Source organism: Marivirga salinae (assembly GCF_030503855.1).
Classification (GTDB): Bacteria; Bacteroidota; Bacteroidia; order Cytophagales; family Cyclobacteriaceae; genus Marivirga; species Marivirga salinarum.
In genome coordinates this window covers 2170001-2188182 of record NZ_CP129971.1, presented here as the reverse complement: position 1 = coordinate 2188182, position 18182 = coordinate 2170001, and the positions used below count along the sequence as shown (strand labels likewise).

Below are 18182 nucleotides of genomic sequence, written 5' to 3'. Positions count from 1 at the left end.
ATTATTTACATGGACAAGTCATTAAATTATATTCATCCTGATGCAAAAATAGGTAAGGATGTCATAATCGAACCTTTTACATTCATTGACAAAGATGTAGAAATTGGAAACGGCACTTGGATAGGGCCTAATGTCACGATAAACTCAGGAGCCAGAATCGGTAAAAACTGTAAAATCTATTCAGGTGCTACTATTTCTGCTGTGCCCCAAGATTTAAAATTTAGCGGTGAAGTCACTACTACTGAAATTGGTGATGACACAGTGATTAGAGAATATGTTAACATCAGCCGAGGTACAAACGATAGAAAAGTTACGAAAATTGGTTCAAAAACTTTAATTATGGCTTATGTACATATCGCTCATGACTGTATGATAGGAGATAATTGCATTTTGGTAAATTCAGTTCAAGTTGGAGGGCATGTTTCCATAGATGATTGGGCTATAATTGGTGGTGCAACAGCCATTCATCAATTTGTAAAGATCGGTAGTCATGTGATGATATCTGGTGGTTCATTGGTCAGAAAAGACGTCCCTCCTTATGTTAAAGCAGCTCGTGAACCTCTTACTTATTGTGGTATTAATTCCGTTGGACTTAGAAGAAGAGGATTTAGCAATGAAAGAATCAATGATATTCAAGAAATCTATAGGAGTCTCTATTTAAGTGGTAAAAACAATGCCGAAGCACTTGAAAATATAGAAACTTTAATCAGAAGTAGTGAAGAAAGAGATAATATAACTGCTTTTGTTAGAAAATCTGAAAGAGGTATCATGAAAGGCTACGGAAACTGAATAGAAACTAAGTGAAATATACTAATGGCGCAATTTTAATGAAATACCCATAATTAGAATGTTTATTTCATATAGAGATATCTTAAAAAGCATCCTATGCAATTAACTCTTGAAGGGCTCAGCAAAAAATACCCGAAGAATAAGTTATTTGAAAATTTGAATCAGACATTCGAAACAAATAATACTTATGCCATTACAGGAGAAAATGGAAGTGGGAAATCTACATTTATTAAGATTATTGCGGGGGTGATTGCACCTAGTAAAGGCAAAGTTAATTTTATCGAAAACGGTAAATTGGTAGAAAAAGAAAATATTTATCAATTATTAGGCATTGCTGCTCCTTATCTAAACTTAATTGAAGAATATACATTAAAAGAACACTTAGATTTTCATTCAAAATTCAAAAACAGCCTTTTCGGCACAGATATAATGAATGAAATAAACAATGCAAATTTGGCTCAAAGCATGAATAAACCTATTGCAGAATTTTCATCTGGAATGCAGCAAAGGTTAAAGTTAATTTTATGCTGTTGTTTTGAAGCTAAGGTACTTCTATTGGATGAGCCAACATCACATTTAGACTCAAAAGGAATAGAATGGTATAAAGACTTATTGAGAAGGACTTCTGACGAAAGAATCACCTTAATTGCATCAAATAACCCAATAGAATACAATGATTTTGCAAAAAAATTGATTAATATTGGGGATAATTAATTTGAAACACTACATAAAAAAAAATAAATATTTTATTGGATTATGAACAATAATTCAGACTTTTAAACTTTAGAATACAAATCACTAATTAATTCATTATGAAAAGGAACATTAAACTATTAAGCTTTTTAGCATTATCATTTGTTGTAATACTTAGCTCATGTAAAAAAGACGAGCCAACTGCAGAAGAGAAAAAAATTGAAGAATTAAAAGGTACTTGGAATATTGTTGGAGCAAATGTTTTAGATGAAGCATTATCTGGAGTTTCCATAACATTTACTGTTGAAGGTGCTGCATATGAAGTATCCGACATAGAAGCATTTACTGATGCAAATTTAAATCATGGTGAAACTTTAGCTGCTGAAGGTACATTTTCTTTAAATGAAAATCTAGATGTTGTTTCATTGAGCCCAGGTAAAGATTTAACGATTGCCTCTTTGAATAAAGATAACGGTAATTTATCATTATCTTATTCTGCACCATTCCCAAAAGGTACAGATGATCCAACTAGCATTACTTTAAATTTAGAATTAGCTAACTAAATCTAATTTAAATCAATATTTAAAGCCGTCAAATGACGGCTTTTTTTTTACCCATTCTAGCTTAAAATGGAAGCACTAAAGCAATACAGACCGCTCTCAGAAAAGGAAGAAGAATATAAAAATAAAATGCTGGAGCTTTACGAAGCAAAAGGCAAAAAAGCATTCAGTAGAAATAACTTAGAGGCACACTTTACAGCCTCCGCTTGGATTATCAATAGTCATTCAAAGGAAATATTGTTACTGCATCACAAAAAGCTTAATAAGTGGCTACAGCCAGGTGGCCATGCAGATGGTGAAACAGATTTGGAAAAAGTAGCCAGAAAAGAAGTAAATGAAGAAACCGGTCTTGAAAATTTAAAGTTAGTTTCAAATGATGTTTATGACATCGACATCCATCTTATTCCAGAGAATAAAGGAATTCCCGAACATTACCATTATGACGTTAGGTTTGCTTATTTTTGCGAGAGTAATGAAAAAACTCGAATAAATCATGAAAGCAATGACTTTCAATGGATTAAAATAAAAGAAGTAGAAACCTTAACACAAGAGCCTTCAATTTTGAGAATGGTCAAAAAATCAAAAAACTTATTAAATGGACTATAAGATTCTGATATATGGCGCTAACGGTTATACCGGAAAATTAATTACGCAAGAAGCCAAGAGAAAGGGAATAAACGTAGAAATTGCTGGCAGAAATGAAAAAGCAATTCAATCAATAGCTAGAGAAACTGGTTTTCCGTATCATATCGTTGAATTAAACGATACAGATAAATTAGAAAGATTATTAAAAGACTTCCATACCGTAATTCATTGTGCTGGTCCATTTTCAGAAACAGCAGTTCCGATGGTAGAAGCATGCATAAAATCAAAAACTAATTACCTTGACATTACAGGCGAAATCTGGGTTTTTGAAGATGTAATGAAATATCATGAACAAGCTATAAAAGCAGGAATTGCTCTCATTCCTGGCGTTGGCTTTGATGTAGTACCTACCGATTGCCTAGCTGGCTATTTAAAAGATAAACTCCCTAGTGGTACATCATTGGAATTAGCATTTGTAGGCTCAAAAACTGGTATGTCACGAGGTACAGCAGTTACAATGGCTAAAAACATTGCAAAAGGTGGATTTATAAGAGAAAATGGAGAAATTAAAAATGTGCCATTAGCATATGATGTAAAAGAAATAGAATTTCCACATAAAAAACAGTGGTGTATGACTATTCCTTGGGGTGATTTAATGACAAGCTACCATCAAACGCAAATCCCCAACATTAAGGTATTTAGTGGCGCTAGTCTTAAAATGATCAAGAAAATCAAGAAATATAGAAATTTAAAGTTTCTTTTAGGGATTGGCTGGATCCAAAAATTAGTAAGAAGAAGAATAGAAAACTCTGTTTCTGGGCCAAAAGAAGATAATCTAAAATCTGGCAAAACTTATGTGATTGGAAAGATAATGGATGATGCTGGAAATAGTTTTAAAGCCGAATTAATTACTCCAGAAGCATATTTCCTAACAGCCAAAACAGCATTAGTTTCTGCTCTAAAACTAGATAAAAATCCTTCAAAAGGCTATTTAACTCCGTCACAAGCATTTGGTAAGGATTTCATAATGGAATTTGAAAATGTAGAAAGAATTGACAAGGCATAAAAAAACCCCGGTGAACCAAACCGGGGTAAACTATCAACCTTAAAATTACGCCCATTTGAATAAATGAATCGTAAAGCTTAATACAAATGTAAAACGCTTTTTTTTAACGAAAACAGCACAAACAACATTTAAGTCATTCATGTAAGGTTTTTTATATATTACAACATTAATTGTTTAAACATATGTTCAAAGTTAACACTATTATATTACTAATTTGCTCAATATTATTTTTCGCTTGCAGCCCTTCTGAACAAGAACTAATGACCGAAAGTAGAAAGAACATGCAATCAGAAAATTATAAAGAGGCTATAAATTACTTAGACAAGGTAATTTCTAAGAATAATGATAATGCAGACGCATACAATATGCGGGGTGTAGCGCATCTGCAAATATTAGATTATTCGAAGTCAATAGATGATTTTACAAAATCAATAAAAAAAGATTCTTCTAATTATAAGCCGTATTATAATAGAGGAAATGTACATTTAGAGACCAAATATTACGAAAAAGCTTTGTTAGATTACAACAAGGCAATAGATTTACGCCCTAATGATGCAGATTTATATATCAACAGAGCCACAGCATTATTTGAATTAAAACAATATGATGCAGCCTTAGAAGATAATAGATTTGCAATTAAACTTTCTCCAAATAATCATATACCATATCTTAATAGTGCGAAAACATTGTTGCAGTTTGGCTCATTCAACAAAGCAGATAGCTTATTAAATTTAAGCTTGAAAATTAATCCTGAAAATGGGGAAAGTTATTATTGGAGTGGTTTTATCAAAATCAATACCGACAAGAAAAGTGAAGGTTGCGATGATTTAATAAAAGCTAAAAACAGAGGTTTTCAAGATGCCATAGAGGCATTAGAAAAATTCTGTAAATAAAAGAAATGACTAAAAAGGCTGTCTTAAACGTGGAGTTTTTGACAGCCTTTTTAATTTATTACCTTGAGGCTAACAATACCATTGCGAATGCTACAACACTTAACCAAAATTTATAGGTTGCTAGTGCTGGAATAGCAATAATTCCTAATTCCATAAAAACTAATACCAATACTATTATAATAGCTACTAGTTTTATTAGATTCCTAGATTTTCTGCTCATAGTTTTATCTGTTTTGGTGATTTCAAGTTTAAATATATCATTCTCAATTTACAAATCTGTGACATCAATAAAAAAATAACTTAAATTCGCCTTCTGAATTATGGCAGAAATCAATAGCGATATCAATAAAGCAAAAAAATTACTAGATACTGATAACCTAATCGGGTTTCCTACTGAAACTGTATATGGGCTAGCAGGTAATGGGCTAAAAGCTGATGTAGTAAGTAAGATTTTTGAGGTCAAAAATCGTCCTCACTTCGACCCTTTGATTCTACACTCACACAGTTTAGAGGCAATAAGTGAATATGTAAAAGAGATTCCAGATACTGCCAAAATACTAGCAAAAGCTTTTTGGCCTGGCCCTCTTACCATTTTATTGGAGCGAAATGATAAAATACCTGATTTAACCTGCTCAGGCTTAGACAGGGTAGCTTTTCGCATCCCAAATCACCCAAAAGCATTAAGCTTACTTAAAATACTGGACTACCCATTGGCGGCTCCCAGTGCAAATCCTTTTGGATATATCAGTCCAACCAATTCCCAGCATGTTCAACAACAGCTAGGCGATAAATTGCCTTTTATTTTAGAAGGAAAAATTAGCGAAGTAGGAATAGAATCCACTATAGTGGGATTTGAAAATGGAGAAACAGTTATCTATCGATTAGGAGGTTTGGAAGTAGATGAAATCGAAAAATTAATTGGTAAAGTAAAAACATTACCACATTCGAGTTCAAAACCTGATGCACCAGGTATGCTCAAAAGTCATTACGCTCCTCGAAAAAATATAATTCTAGGGAATATTAAAGAATTAATCAAACAGAATCCTCAATCAAAAATAGGGGTTTTATCATTTTCAAAGTTTTATAAGGACGTAGAAATGTCATTAGTACTCTCGAAAACTAAAGATATGCACGAAGCAGCTAAAAACTTATTTTCGCATCTTCGTAAATTAGATGAGAGTAATGTAGATTTGATCATTACTGAAAAAGTACCTTCTGAGGGATTGGGAAAAGCAATAAACGATCGACTGCAAAGAGCAGCCGTAAAAGAATAAATTTTATAACCATAATTATAACTCAATGCAAACCGTAAAAGACTATTCATTCGAAAACAAAACTGCATTAATCAGAGTCGATTTAAATGTGCCTTTAAATAAAGATTTTCAGGTAACTGATGACACCCGAATAAAAGCTACCATTCCAACCATTAAAAAAATATTGGACGATGGTGGTAAAGCAATTTTAATGTCCCACTTAGGAAGGCCGAAAAATGGACCTGAAAATAAATTTTCACTAAAACACATAGTAGGTGATTTGGAAAAAGCTTATGGAGCTAAAGTTCATTTCAGTGAAGACACTATAGGTGAAAAAGCAGAAAGTGAGGCTCAGAATTTAAAAAATGGTGAGGTTTTATTATTGGAGAATGTACGCTTTCATGACGGAGAAACCAAAGGAGATGAAGCTTTTGCCAAAGCCCTGTCAAAATTAGGAGATGTATATGTGAATGATGCCTTTGGAACCGCACACCGTGCCCATGCATCTACCACAGTTGTAGCAAAATTCTTTAAAGATAAAATGGCGGGTTTCGTAATGGCAGCAGAGATTGAGAATGCTGATAAAGTATTAGAAAAAGCGGACAAGCCCTACACGGCAATCATGGGAGGAGCTAAAATCTCTGATAAAATTTTAATTATTGAAAAATTATTAGACAAAGTTGATAATCTAATCATTGGTGGTGGAATGTCTTACACTTTCTTTAAAGCTATGGGTGGAAAGATTGGAAACTCATTAGTGGAAGAAGATAAATTAGATTTAGCTAAAGAATTAATTCAAAAAGCAAAAGAGAAAGGTGTTGAATTAAAACTACCAATTGATTCGATAGTAGCAGATGATTTTTCCAATGATGCCAATACAAAAATTGGTCAAAATCATGCCATAGAAGATGGATGGATGGGATTAGACATTGGACCTGAAGCAACTGCCATCTTCCAAAAAACAGTAGAAGAATCAAAAACTATCCTATGGAATGGCCCAATGGGTGTATTTGAAATGGAAAATTTCGCAAAAGGCACAAAATCAATTGCTGAATCAGTAGTAAAAGCTACAGAAAATGGCGCATTTTCACTTATAGGTGGCGGAGATTCAGCTGCAGCTGTAAACAGCTTAGGTTATGGCGATAAAGTAAGCTATGTATCAACTGGCGGTGGTGCTTTGTTAGAATATATGGAAGGCAAAGAATTACCAGGTGTTGCTGCACTGAAAGCTTAATAGAAAAAATGATGACTTCCGCCAACCTTTGGTTGGTGGAAGTTACTACCACCTTACATATTCACTTCTTCAACTTTGTTACTTCCTCTTTAATTTCAAGTACAATATCCGTAAGCTCTCTTAGGCTCATAGGCGCATTTTCATTATTTTTCACATCAGGAAATTGAGTACTGATAAAAGCTTTTGCTTCCCAAATTTCCATTACACTCTCCAAAGGAATTTCATAAGGAGAATAAACGGTATTATCTGACACCATAAATAAGACTCCCTTTTCCTCAGCATAATTGAATACTCTTTTATAAACTACTCCCTCCTGCTCGCTAACGATAATATAGGTTTTCCCATTTCGGATTGAATCAGGACTTTCTACATATTCGCCAATAATTATAGTTCCGGGTTCAAGAGGCAACATAGAATCACCACTAATTTCAAATGCTCGGTAAGTGCTGTTTCTAGGCAAATTAGGCAATTGGAAGCGTGGCAGCTCCTGTAAGTATTCAGGATCCGCATAGCCATTGGTATAGCCTGCAGAAGCCTTTTGAGGAACTAATTCAATATTTTCTCTTTCTTGGCTATCCACAGTAATCGCCAAAACTTTAGTAGGTTTTCGGCTAATTGTCATCGGGCTCGATAAATCTTTTCCCAATAAATCATCTACACTCACATTAAAAAGATCCGACAATTTGATCAAAGTTTGAATTCTAGGATCTGCCCTACCTTCTTCATAAGAACCAATCTGCGGACGCTTCACACCCAACTCATCAGCCAAGTCCTGTTGTGTCCAGCCTTTTTCCTTTCGGAGGTATTTAATATTGTTATTGATCAAGCTCATTTTATCAGATTAAAGAATCAAGAGTCCAGATTTAAGACTCCTTCATCGCTTTATTTAGTTTTAAGTTTTAGGTTATAAGTATTAAGTAAAATCTTAATTGTGAACGAGTGTGCAAAATTAACTTCAACAAACCTCACACTATTTATTTTTTTACTTCTTACTTTCAACTTATTATTTCAAAATAATTCAATTTTCTTAGTATCAAGTAACCAGTATCTAGAAAATGGTAGATTTTCGGCACTAAACTAAACACCCCTCATCCAACTGTTTCATACTTCCATCTTCCATCTTTACTCTGCCTGTACTTTGTACTCAGCACTCTGTACCCACCTCAAATATAATCAAGCTTCTCTGAAAATCATCAAATCATCCGTTTCTCTGTAGTGCTCATTCAAATGATACAGCACCTTTTGATGCAAAGAAATTTTATCTTCAGCTCGGCTAAAACGATTCCTAATTCTGTCAACCACCTCACTTACGGTATCTTGTGGTTCAGCCAGTGTGTAACCGTACCATCTGCTGTCACCAGTCTTAGTACGCACATGAAAATGCACCTGACACCTTCCTGAATTAAGGCGCTTACTCGATAATCTAATTTTTACATCCATCCCACTTAATAATTTTAAAAGCCGTGAACTTTTTCGATTGAATTACTATTTATTTTAGTAATTTTGATAATAAATTTAGTATTAATTATCAAAAAAGCCAAAAAAAAGCTAAATATTTTAGTTTTATGCAGGAAAATGCTACCAGATCCATCATTCATTTAGATATGGACACCTTCTTTGTGTCTGTCGAACGCCTTTTAGATTCAACACTAAACGGTAAGCCTGTTATTGTTGGGGGCGGACACAGGGGGGTGGTAGCGGCCTGTAGCTATGAGACTCGGGCATATGGCGTACATTCAGCCATGCCCATGAAAACGGCATTACAACTCTGCCCAGAAGCTTTGGTGATAGCAGGAGATATGCAAAACTACAGTCATTACTCTAAACTGATTACGGAAATCATTAGAAGCGAATCGCCTCTTTTTGAAAAGGCTTCTGTGGATGAATTTTATCTGGACGTAAGCGGAATGGATAAATATTTTGGTTGCTATGAATGGGGAAAAGAGCTGAGAAAGAAAATTATCAGTGAAAGTGGATTACCGATCAGCATGGGGCTTTCGCAAAATAAAATGGTATCGAAAGTAGCCACAGGAGAAGCAAAACCTAACAATACTAGGCAAATACTTCCGGGAACCGAAATCGCCTTCTTGGATCCTATGCCCGTGCATAAAATCCCGATGATTGGAAAGAAAACCTCGGAGCTTTTGCGCTCCATGGGGGTGAAGAAAGTGGAAACGCTCAGGCAAATCCCAAAAAAACTGATGGAATATACCTTTGGGAAAAATGGGATTGTGATGTGGCAAAGGGCGCAAGGCATAGACCATACGCCTATTACGCCCTATAGCGAACAAAAATCCATTTCTACAGAAAGTACTTTCCATGATGACAGCATGGACGTGAAACAAATGAAAGCTGTATTGGTAGCCATGATAGAAAAACTGGCGCATAAACTCCGTGAGCAGAACCGCTTGACTTCCAACATCTCTATTAAAATTCGCTATAGCAATTTTGATACGGAAAGCAAGCAAAAGAAAATCAGCTATACCGCCAGCGATAAAACTTTAATCCGCTATGGAAAAGAACTATTTGACCAATTATATACCCGTAGAATGATGCTTCGACTAATTGGAGTACGCCTCAGCGGACTGGTACACGGTAACTACCAAATCAATCTGTTTGACGATACGGAAGAATACATCCAGCTCTACCAAGCCTTGGATAAAATCCGCCACAAGCATGGTTTGGAAAGCATAGTCAGAGGCAATACTATTGGGTTGGATAAGAGACTGAGACGGGATGAGAATTGGTTTGGGGCTTAAAAACTCACTCTAACAGCTGAATGTATATTCTACTCTTAATCAATGCTTTGGTAAGAATATATTCAGCTTATACCTTTTATAAACATGGCATATATACAAATCCTAACTTTTGATATGTAACAGTTCATATAATGACCCTGGCTATCTTTGGTGAAAGTAATAAATAAATTACACCTTAATAAAGCCAGTAATGAAAATCTTAAATACCTTAATTATCTTAGTTATACTTTCTGTTTTAACGTTTGCCTGTAAGCAATCAGAGGTGGATCCAGATATTCCAGAAACACCAGATGAGATTATTCCTTCTGATTTAGAACCAGACATACTCGAAGAATTAGATAGTATTTTTCCTCCTAGTAAAGATTTTACGAATGAATACCCCTCTTTATTTGAGGAATCAAATAGTCTTAACATTGTATTAACCAAAGAGTCAGAAGTTTACATAACTTTTGTATTAGAGGGAGCCACTTTGAAAAATTCTTTAGGTTATTATATTTACAATCCAAGTACAAGTACAGTAGAAGTAGGGGAATTAGATTTAAGTATTTTATTCCCACATATAAGTGATGATATTCTGAATCAGGGAGACATGCTGCAATTGGGTGATCAGACATTCCCTGCCGGAACCACTGTTGGATTCTTTTTAATTTTAGATGGCTGGAGAACGGGTCAGGTAAATTACGAAAATAAAACTTTTTACACAGATACTTACCTTAATTCAGAAGAAGTACAACAACATGTATTATTCCAGTTCAAAAACTTTAATTCAATAGTACTTGCATTTGAAGACCAATTTATAAATGATGAAAGAAGCGATAAGGATTATAATGATGTCGTTTTTACTGTATCGGACAACCAAAATAATCAAGCTATTACACGATTTAACTTGAATGGCATCCCTACACTTAAAAAACCTTAAAATGCGTTTGATTACCTAAAAACCACAGCTTTAAAAAGAATAAAAAATAGGAATTAGTAAGGAAGCAATAATCCAAAAAATTAATCCGAGTGGCGCTCCTATTTTAAAGAAATCTTTAAACTCATAATTTCCGGCACTATACACCATGGTGTTGGTCTGATAGCCGATTGGTGTCATAAAACTGGCACTACCCGCTATCATCACCGCTATTAAAAAAGGTAGAGGACTGTAGCCTAAAGCATCTGCAATTGCCATGGAAAGCGGAGCCATTAAAGCAGCAGCTGCATTGTTCGACATGATTTCGGTAAAAATCATGGTCATTAAATAAATGACGCCTATTATAATAAATGGTGCTAACTCTTTTTCAGTTAATGATGTTAAATGAGTTACCAACCAATCATTCAATCCACTTTTCTCCATTGCTGCCCCAAAGCTTAAAGAACCTGCCAATAAAAATATCACTTGCCAATCTATTGAACGATAGGCATCCGTCATGCTAATAATCCTAAAAGCCCCTAATAGAAAAACACCCGCCCAAGCGGAAGCCACTATAGGTAAAATATTAAAAGTAGCTGTCAATATCACCAATGCTAAAACTCCTGCAGATATATAAAGCTTCTTTTTGTTCGGTATATTTAAATCGGTCTCTTTGATTGATAAAAAAGGAGCATTTGGATTACTTTCCGCCTTTTGCAAAAGCTCATAACCTTCCTTACTTGTTTGCAATAATAAAATATCTCCAACCTTTAATCGGGTATTTCCCATGTCGCTAAACTTACGTTTCCCCCTATGTCTAATGGCGAGCAAATGAGAATGATAGTTCTTTAGAAAATTTATGTTCTTAAGTTTCTTATCGACCAAATGAGTCCCCGGCATAATAATAACCTCTACCACCTTAGTCTCTTCCCTTGGGAAATATTTATCTGTTATGGATTTCACTATAGAAAGGTGCTTATCAGCCACCACTTTTTTCACCTTATCCAGCTCTCCCTTAATCAACATCACATCACCAGTTTGTAGTCTAGTGCTCATTTTTGGATTTTTGATAGATTCATCCCCTCTTTTCAACTCCTGTACTTCAAAGGATAAATCTTTCTCTTTAAACAATTCTTCTATGCTTATCCCCTTTTGTTCATCTGGTAATTCCTGTATTTCAACCTCAGTCAAAAATTTATTGATTTGACTTTCATCTTGTAAAGGCTTTAATTGTGATTCCTTAGGTAATAAATGTTTTCCTGCAAACATCAGATACAGTAAACCTACCCCTGAAAACACAAGTCCAATAGGAGTCATAGTAAATAATCCGATTTCATCGAAACCGTTATCTTTGGCAATACCCGCCACCAGAAGATTGGTAGAAGTTCCTATTAATGTGCAGGTTCCACCTAATATAGCTCCATATGAAAGTGGGATAAGGAACTTAGTAGGGTGCAAATTGAGCTTTTTTGCAGCTTTAGAAACAATGGGAATAAAAGTTGCTACAACTGGTGTATTATTGATAAATGCAGACAACAAACCTACTCCCGAACTCATCCCCAAAATAGCCCCACTATAGGATTTATTGAATAAACGAGTAGTCAAAGGCGCTAACAATTTTATGACCCCACCCCTTATCAATGCACTACTTAAAATAAACATTGCTGTTACGGTAAGCGTAGCACTATTAGCAAAGCCTCTAAAACTTTCCTCCGGCTCTAAAACGCCAAACACTATCCACAATACCATCACACCAATCGCTACCAAATCTACGCGGACAGCTTCGGTAGCGAATAAAACAATGGCAGTTAATATAACCAGAATGGTAATTAAAAAGGATAGCTCCATAGAGTTTCGAATATATAGTGCAGTCAGTTGCTAAACAAGAATTTACTTCAATTCAAGAAAAATAAAATAAATTTGAATTGAGACTAATATTATTAGTAATTTTACTAAAAATATTAGTAATGTATATTAATTGTCACACACACTTCAGCTTCAAATACGGTACTTTATCGCCCGAAGAACTGATATTAGAATGCATTGAAAATGGTATTCATAAAATTGCATTGACTGATATCCATAGTACAGCTGCCTATATCGAAGTTTTTCGTTATTTGAAAAATGAATATGCTCACTATCCACTAAAAGTAATCCCTGGAATTGAATTTCGTAAACAAGAACAATTAATCTATATAGGCATGGCCCGGAACAATCAAGGCTTCGAAGAACTCAATGCCTTTTTATCTTACCACAACCGAAATGATTTTCCCTTGCAAAGCAGACCTCGGTTTACTGATAATGTTGCTGTTATTTACCTTATGCATACTGCTCCTGAAAATCTGCGCACCAACGAATTCATTGGAATAAAACCTGAAGAACTCAACCGCTTGAGGTATCAGCATCATAAATTTCAAAAAGAAAAATTATTGGCTTTAGCTCCTGTTACCTTCAAAAACAAAACAGGTTTTAATATGCATCGCCTATTACGAGCGATTCAGCAAAACCAATTACTTAGTCGTTTGGATAAAAAATTTCAGGCACAACCCAATGAATTCATGCAACCTAAAGAAATGCTCCAACAGCATTATCAAGGTTTTGAATTTATGCTAAAGCAATCAGATAAACTAATAGAAGAATGTCATTTTGAAATTCAATTTGGACAATCTAAAAATAAACGCTCTTTATTGGGTTCTGCCATAGAAGATTGGCACTATTTTGAATCTGAAGCTAGAAAAGGCTTTAAAAATCGATACGGAAAACAAAATGCAGTGCTTACCGAACGATTTGAAAGAGAAATGGAAATCATAAGGCAAAAGGATTTCACTGCTTATTATCTTATCACTTATGATATGATACAATTTGCTCAAAGAAAAGGGTTTCCTCATGTAGGGCGTGGTAGTGGCGCTAATAGTATGATAGCTTATTGTCTCGGTATAACCAATGTAGACCCCATTGATCTTGATCTCTATTTCGAGCGCTTTCTAAATCCTTCACGCACCTCACCCCCAGATTTTGACATCGACTTCTCTTGGCAACATAGAGATGCTGTAATTCAATATATGTTTGATAAACATAATGCACATCACACTTGCCTTCTAGGCACTCATACTACTATGAAATACCGGATGATGCTACGTGAAATAGCTAAAGTATTTGGTATGCCGAAAAGTGAAATTGATAAACTGTCTGAAAATCCCAACTACGGAAAGAAAGATGATTACTTGCGCAAGGTATTGCACTATACCCAACACATGGTAGCCAAAGAATTTCCAGCCAATATTTCGATTCATGCAGGCGGATTATTAATCACCGAACAACCCATTTATGCATTTACAGCAACAGAAATGCCACCAAAGGGCTTTCCTGTTTCCCATTTTGATATGTATAGTGCAGAAGATATCGGTATTTACAAATATGACATCCTAAGTCAAAGAGGTCTTGGGCATATTCAAGATACCATTAAAATAGTAGAAGAAAATCAAGGCAAAAAAATAGATCCCCGTAAAATTCATACAAAAATACTGGAAAAAGATCCCGCCATTAAGAATCTAATCAAAAACGGAAATACTATGGGTTGCTTCTATGTGGAATCTCCCGCAATGAGAATGTTGCTTGCAAAGCTAGAATGTGAAGATTATCTCACTTTAGTAGCAGCCAGTTCTATTATTCGCCCTGGAGTTTCGCAGTCAGGCATGATGAAAACTTATATAGAGCGTCACCATAGCAATGGGAATTATGAATCAATCCATCCCATAATGGATAAACTCATGAAAGAAACTTATGGTGTAATGGTCTATCAAGAAGATGTTATCCGTGTAGCCCATCACTTTGGTGGACTAACTTTAAGTGAAGCAGATATATTACGAAGAGGAATGTCAGGTAAATATAGGTCTCGTAAAGAATTTGAAAAAGTAGAAAATCAGTATTTTAAAAATTGTCGTGAAAAAGGATATGATGAAAAGGTAATTCAAAGAGTTTGGTTCGAGATATCAAGTTTCTCAGGTTTTTCTTTTGCAAAAGGACATTCTGCCAGCTTTGCAGTCGAAAGCTATGAGAGTTTATACCTTAAAGCACACTACCCAATAGAGTTTATGGTAGGCGTTATCAATAATTTCGGAGGATTTTACAAAACCGAATTTTATATCCACGAAGCGAGAAAAGCAGGAGCAGAAATTGTGACTCCTTGCATTAATAAAAGTCATTACCTCACCAGAATAGAAGGAAAGAGAATTTACTTAGGGTTTATTCATATTAAAGATCTCGAAAGAAAAGTAGCTGAAAGAATTGTAATTGAAAGAGAAAACCATGGGTCTTTCAAAAGTATCGAGGACTTTAAAGTAAGAATTCCTATCAAAAAAGAGCAACTATTCATCCTGATAAAAATTGGAGCCTTTAACAGCTTCAATAAACCCAACAAACATCTTTTATGGAAAGCCTATTCCCTCTACCTCAAAAAGAAAGAGAAAAATAATATAAATCTATTTGAAGAAGAGCCTGTAAATTACAGCCTTCCAAAAATGGAAACAACCGCTTTAGAAAAGTCATTTAATGAATTGATGATATTGGGCTATCCCACATGTAATCCTTACATACTAATTAATAGTCAAATCAAGCCTGATACCTATGCTACAGAATTAAGAAATAAAATAAATAAGAAAGTACATCTCATCGGCTATATGGTTACTATAAAAAGAACCTCTACAAAAAACAAAGAATCAATGTACTTCGGTACTTTTCATGACAGTTATGAGAATACTTTCGACACAGTTCATTTCCCCAAAATCAGCGAGGAATATCCTTTTAGAGGCAAAGGTTTCTATAGCCTAGTAGGAAAAGTGGTGTTAGATTATAATTACCCGATGTTAGAAGTGGAGTATATGGAAAAGCAGGGCTGGCTCAACCCTGATTATCTGTAGGGAGATTTGAGGAAATCCAAAAAGTATAGACATAAAAAAAGCCTGATAGCGATTAGCTATCAGGCTTATATAATAAAAGTTGGCAACGACTTACTCTCCCACCTTTTACGGCAGTACCATCAGCGCTGGTGGGCTTAACTTCTCTGTTCGGAATGGGAAGAGGTGTACCCCACCGCTATAGTCACCATAAAGTCTGCAATAACTTATAGTGTTATCGACTTAATATCTTTATGATACGGTAGTATCAATATTTTATAATTAACCCGATCTTTTACGGATTAATCAACATGTTAAAGTGAAAGAGTCTTAAAGTAAACACAAGACTTGTTGAACGGAAAGCTACGGATAATTAGTACTGCTCGGCTATGACATCACTGCCTTTACACCTGCAGCCTATCAACCCCATCATCTATAGGGTTCCTTTAAAGAAGTCTCATCTTGAGGCGGGTTTCGCGCTTAGATGCTTTCAGCGCTTATCCCTTCCAAACATAGCTACCCAGCGATGCACCTGGCGGCACAACTGGTACACCAGCGGTTTGTCCAATCCGGTCCTCTCGTACTAAGATCAGGTCCTCTCAAACTTCTAGCGCCCACAACAGATAGAGACCGAACTGTCTCACGACGTTCTGAACCCAGCTCGCGTGCCACTTTAATGGGCGAACAGCCCAACCCTTGGGACCTTCTCCAGCCCCAGGATGTGACGAGCCGACATCGAGGTGCCAAACCTCCCCGTCGATGTGAGCTCTTGGGGGAGATCAGCCTGTTATCCCCAGAGTACCTTTTATCCTTTGAGCGATGGCCCTTCCATGCGGAACCACCGGATCACTATATCCGTCTTTCGACCCTGATCGACTTGTAGGTCTCACAGTCAAGCTCCCTTATGCTATTGCGCTCTGCGCACGGTTACCAAGCGTGCTGAGGGAACCTTTGAAAGCCTCCGTTACTCTTTTGGAGGCGACCACCCCAGTCAAACTACCCACCACACAATGTCTCCCGTTACACGGGATTAGGCATCAGATAAAATAAGGGTGGTATTTCAACAACGACTCCACCATGCCTGGCGACACAGCTTCGAAGTCTCCCACCTATCCTACACATATTTTACCCAATGTCAATGTGAAGCTATAGTAAAGGTTCATGGGGTCTTTTCGTCCCGTTGCGGGTAAGCGGCATCTTCACCGCTACTACAATTTCACCGAGCTCGTGGCCGAGACAGTGCCCAGATCGTTACACCATTCGTGCAGGTCGGAACTTACCCGACAAGGAATTTCGCTACCTTAGGACCGTTATAGTTACGGCCGCCGTTTACTGGGGCTTCAGTTCAACGCTTCGCCATTGCTGACTAACGTCCCCCCTTAACCTTCCAGCACCGGGCAGGTGTCAGGCCTTATACTTCATCTTTCGATTTCGCAAAGCCATGTGTTTTTGTTAAACAGTCGCCTGGGCCTCTTCACTGCGGCCTCGTTATCACTAACGAGGCGCCCCTTCTCCCGAAGTTACAGGGCCATTTTGCCTAGTTCCTTAGCCACGGATCACTCGAGCACCTTAGGATTCTCTCCTTGACTACCTGTGTCGGTTTGCGGTACAGGTACCTTATACATATGTTTAGAGGGTTTTCTTGGAAGTCTGATTAGGTCCACTATCCACGCTGCCGAAGCGTTGTGGTACTATCAGGTTCAGCTAGTCTTGCGGATTTTCCTACAAGTCCAATACCTACACCCTTCAACGTACTATTCCGTCAGTACGCGGGACTTTCACTACTCCGTCACCCCTTCACTCTATAAGGTAGTACAGAAATATTAATCTGTTGTCCATCGACTACGCCTCTCGGCTTCGCCTTAGGTCCTGACTAACCCTCAGCTGATTAGCATTGCTGAGGAAACCTTAGTCTATTGGTGTGCTAGTTTCTCACTAGCATTATCGTTACTTATGCCTACATTTGCTTTTCCATCCGCTCCAGCATGGCTGACGCCACACCTTCTCTGCAAATGGAATGCTCCCCTACCTCTTACTGTTGCCAGCAAGACCATAGCTTCGGTTGTATGTTTGATGCCCGATCATTATCGATGCTCTGTCGCTCGACCAGTGAGCTGTTACGCACTCTTTAAATGAATGGCTGCTTCCAAGCCAACATCCTGGCTGTCTAAGCAACTGAACCGCCTTAGTTCAACTTAACATACAATTGGGGACCTTAGCTGATGGTCCGGGTTCTTTCCCTCTCGGACAAGGACCTTAGCACCCTTGCCCTCACTCCCGGGATAATTTGATAGCATTCGGAGTTCATCAGGATTTGGTAGGATTTGACTCCCCCTAGTCCTATTGGTAGCTCTACCTCTATCAAACATCTCCCGAGGCTGTTCCTAAAAACATTTCGGGGAGTACGAGCTATTTCCCAGTTTGATTGGCCTTTCACCCCTACCCACAGTTCATCCAAAGACTTTTCAACGTCAACTGGTTCGGGCCTCCATTCCGTGTTACCGGAACTTCACCCTGACCATGGGTAGATCACAAGGTTTCGCGTCTACTTCCCCTGACT

15 protein-coding genes and 2 rRNA genes (1 of these 17 cut by a window edge) are annotated in these 18182 nt (G+C 36.7%); 11 read left to right on the top strand and 6 right to left on the bottom strand.

All coding sequences use genetic code 11. From position 1 onward, the window contains the following. The first annotated feature begins 9 nt into the window (after positions 1 to 9). The 6 genes from lpxA to QYS49_RS09240 all read left to right on the top strand — a co-directional run bounded on the left by lpxA (position 10) and on the right by QYS49_RS09240 (position 4586). Complete coding sequence (gene lpxA, locus QYS49_RS09265; protein WP_308351512.1) at positions 10 to 789, top strand: acyl-ACP--UDP-N-acetylglucosamine O-acyltransferase; 780 nt, start codon at positions 10 to 12, stop codon at positions 787 to 789. A 96-nt stretch (positions 790 to 885) separates the two neighbouring features. Beyond that, positions 886 to 1503 (top strand): ABC transporter ATP-binding protein, encoded by a 618-nt coding sequence (locus QYS49_RS09260; protein ID WP_308351511.1) that lies wholly within the window; start codon positions 886 to 888, stop codon positions 1501 to 1503. Between the two features lie 98 nt (positions 1504 to 1601). Further along, positions 1602 to 2045, top strand: coding sequence for a hypothetical protein (locus tag QYS49_RS09255; RefSeq protein WP_308351510.1), 444 nt, complete (start codon positions 1602 to 1604; stop codon positions 2043 to 2045). Positions 2046 to 2111: 66 nt separating this feature from the next. Continuing rightward, a complete protein-coding gene (locus QYS49_RS09250) occupies positions 2112 to 2648 on the top strand; it encodes an NUDIX hydrolase (RefSeq protein WP_308351509.1) in 537 nt (178 codons plus the stop codon). Beyond that, entirely contained in the window at positions 2638 to 3693 is a 1056-nt protein-coding gene (locus QYS49_RS09245) for a saccharopine dehydrogenase family protein (protein WP_308351508.1), read from the top strand. Before QYS49_RS09250 ends, QYS49_RS09245 begins: the two co-directional genes overlap by 11 nt. A gap of 260 nt (positions 3694 to 3953) precedes the next feature. After that, a complete protein-coding gene (locus QYS49_RS09240; RefSeq protein WP_308351507.1) occupies positions 3954 to 4586 on the top strand; it encodes a tetratricopeptide repeat protein in 633 nt (210 codons plus the stop codon). 58 nt (positions 4587 to 4644) lie between these two features. On the opposite strand, the gene QYS49_RS09235 is transcribed toward QYS49_RS09240, so the two are convergent. Next, on the bottom strand, positions 4645 to 4806 hold the full coding sequence (locus QYS49_RS09235; RefSeq protein ID WP_308351506.1) for a hypothetical protein: 162 nt from the start codon (positions 4804 to 4806) through the stop codon (positions 4645 to 4647). 100 nt (positions 4807 to 4906) lie between these two features. Between QYS49_RS09235 and QYS49_RS09230 the strand changes: the two genes are divergently transcribed. Next, on the top strand, positions 4907 to 5860 hold the full coding sequence (locus QYS49_RS09230) for an L-threonylcarbamoyladenylate synthase (protein WP_308351505.1): 954 nt from the start codon (positions 4907 to 4909) through the stop codon (positions 5858 to 5860). A 25-nt stretch (positions 5861 to 5885) separates the two neighbouring features. Next, positions 5886 to 7073, top strand: a complete 1188-nt coding sequence (locus QYS49_RS09225) for a phosphoglycerate kinase (RefSeq protein ID WP_308351504.1) — start codon at positions 5886 to 5888, stop codon at positions 7071 to 7073. 61 nt (positions 7074 to 7134) lie between these two features. Here QYS49_RS09225 and QYS49_RS09220 read toward each other — a convergent pair whose 3' ends face one another. Together QYS49_RS09220 and QYS49_RS09215 are read right to left on the bottom strand one after the other, a co-directional pair. Then, positions 7135 to 7905 (bottom strand): helix-turn-helix domain-containing protein, encoded by a 771-nt coding sequence (locus QYS49_RS09220; RefSeq protein ID WP_308351503.1) that lies wholly within the window; start codon positions 7903 to 7905, stop codon positions 7135 to 7137. 341 nt (positions 7906 to 8246) lie between these two features. Further along, positions 8247 to 8513 carry a hypothetical protein gene (locus QYS49_RS09215; protein ID WP_308351502.1) on the bottom strand — a complete coding sequence of 89 codons (267 nt, stop codon included), beginning with the start codon at positions 8511 to 8513 and terminating at the stop codon, positions 8247 to 8249. 125 nt (positions 8514 to 8638) lie between these two features. Here QYS49_RS09215 and dinB point away from each other — a divergent pair, with 125 nt between their 5' ends. Both dinB and QYS49_RS09205 read left to right on the top strand, forming a co-directional pair. After that, positions 8639 to 9832 carry a DNA polymerase IV gene (gene dinB / locus QYS49_RS09210; protein WP_308351501.1) on the top strand — a complete coding sequence of 398 codons (1194 nt, stop codon included), beginning with the start codon at positions 8639 to 8641 and terminating at the stop codon, positions 9830 to 9832. A gap of 190 nt (positions 9833 to 10022) precedes the next feature. Beyond that, positions 10023 to 10751, top strand: a complete 729-nt coding sequence (locus QYS49_RS09205) for a DUF4114 domain-containing protein (protein WP_308351500.1) — start codon at positions 10023 to 10025, stop codon at positions 10749 to 10751. A 30-nt stretch (positions 10752 to 10781) separates the two neighbouring features. Here the strand turns inward: QYS49_RS09205 and QYS49_RS09200 are convergent, their stop codons facing one another. After that, positions 10782 to 12575, bottom strand: coding sequence for a sodium:proton antiporter (locus tag QYS49_RS09200; protein ID WP_308351499.1), 1794 nt, complete (start codon positions 12573 to 12575; stop codon positions 10782 to 10784). A 119-nt stretch (positions 12576 to 12694) separates the two neighbouring features. Between QYS49_RS09200 and dnaE the strand changes: the two genes are divergently transcribed. After that, the gene (dnaE, locus tag QYS49_RS09195; protein WP_308351498.1) at positions 12695 to 15646 is read left to right on the top strand and encodes a DNA polymerase III subunit alpha; all 2952 of its coding nucleotides are present in this window, start codon (positions 12695 to 12697) and stop codon (positions 15644 to 15646) included. Positions 15647 to 15723: 77 nt separating this feature from the next. Here dnaE and rrf read toward each other — a convergent pair. Beyond that, a 5S ribosomal RNA gene (gene rrf / locus QYS49_RS09190) occupies positions 15724 to 15835 on the bottom strand. A 141-nt stretch (positions 15836 to 15976) separates the two neighbouring features. Next, positions 15977 to 18182: ribosomal RNA gene (locus tag QYS49_RS09185) — 23S ribosomal RNA — on the bottom strand; it runs 689 nt beyond the window's last position.

Bases quoted from the DNA above. Each gene is read 5' to 3' on its own strand.
- QYS49_RS09220 (WP_308351503.1), bottom strand. From the start codon at position 7,905: ATGAGCTTGATCAATAACAATATTAAATACCTCCGAAAGGAAAAAGGC.
- QYS49_RS09215 (WP_308351502.1), bottom strand. From the start codon at position 8,513: ATGGATGTAAAAATTAGATTATCGAGTAAGCGCCTTAATTCAGGAAGG.
- QYS49_RS09230 (WP_308351505.1), top strand. From the start codon at position 4,907: ATGGCAGAAATCAATAGCGATATCAATAAAGCAAAAAAATTACTAGAT.
- QYS49_RS09255 (WP_308351510.1), top strand. From the start codon at position 1,602: ATGAAAAGGAACATTAAACTATTAAGCTTTTTAGCATTATCATTTGTT.
- QYS49_RS09250 (WP_308351509.1), top strand. From the start codon at position 2,112: ATGGAAGCACTAAAGCAATACAGACCGCTCTCAGAAAAGGAAGAAGAA.
- dinB (WP_308351501.1), top strand. From the start codon at position 8,639: ATGCAGGAAAATGCTACCAGATCCATCATTCATTTAGATATGGACACC.
- QYS49_RS09240 (WP_308351507.1), top strand. From the start codon at position 3,954: ATGACCGAAAGTAGAAAGAACATGCAATCAGAAAATTATAAAGAGGCT.
- QYS49_RS09245 (WP_308351508.1), top strand. From the start codon at position 2,638: ATGGACTATAAGATTCTGATATATGGCGCTAACGGTTATACCGGAAAA.
- QYS49_RS09200 (WP_308351499.1), bottom strand. From the start codon at position 12,575: ATGGAGCTATCCTTTTTAATTACCATTCTGGTTATATTAACTGCCATT.
- QYS49_RS09235 (WP_308351506.1), bottom strand. From the start codon at position 4,806: ATGAGCAGAAAATCTAGGAATCTAATAAAACTAGTAGCTATTATAATA.
- dnaE (WP_308351498.1), top strand. From the start codon at position 12,695: ATGTATATTAATTGTCACACACACTTCAGCTTCAAATACGGTACTTTA.
- QYS49_RS09225 (WP_308351504.1), top strand. From the start codon at position 5,886: ATGCAAACCGTAAAAGACTATTCATTCGAAAACAAAACTGCATTAATC.
- QYS49_RS09260 (WP_308351511.1), top strand. From the start codon at position 886: ATGCAATTAACTCTTGAAGGGCTCAGCAAAAAATACCCGAAGAATAAG.
- lpxA (WP_308351512.1), top strand. From the start codon at position 10: ATGGACAAGTCATTAAATTATATTCATCCTGATGCAAAAATAGGTAAG.
- QYS49_RS09205 (WP_308351500.1), top strand. From the start codon at position 10,023: ATGAAAATCTTAAATACCTTAATTATCTTAGTTATACTTTCTGTTTTA.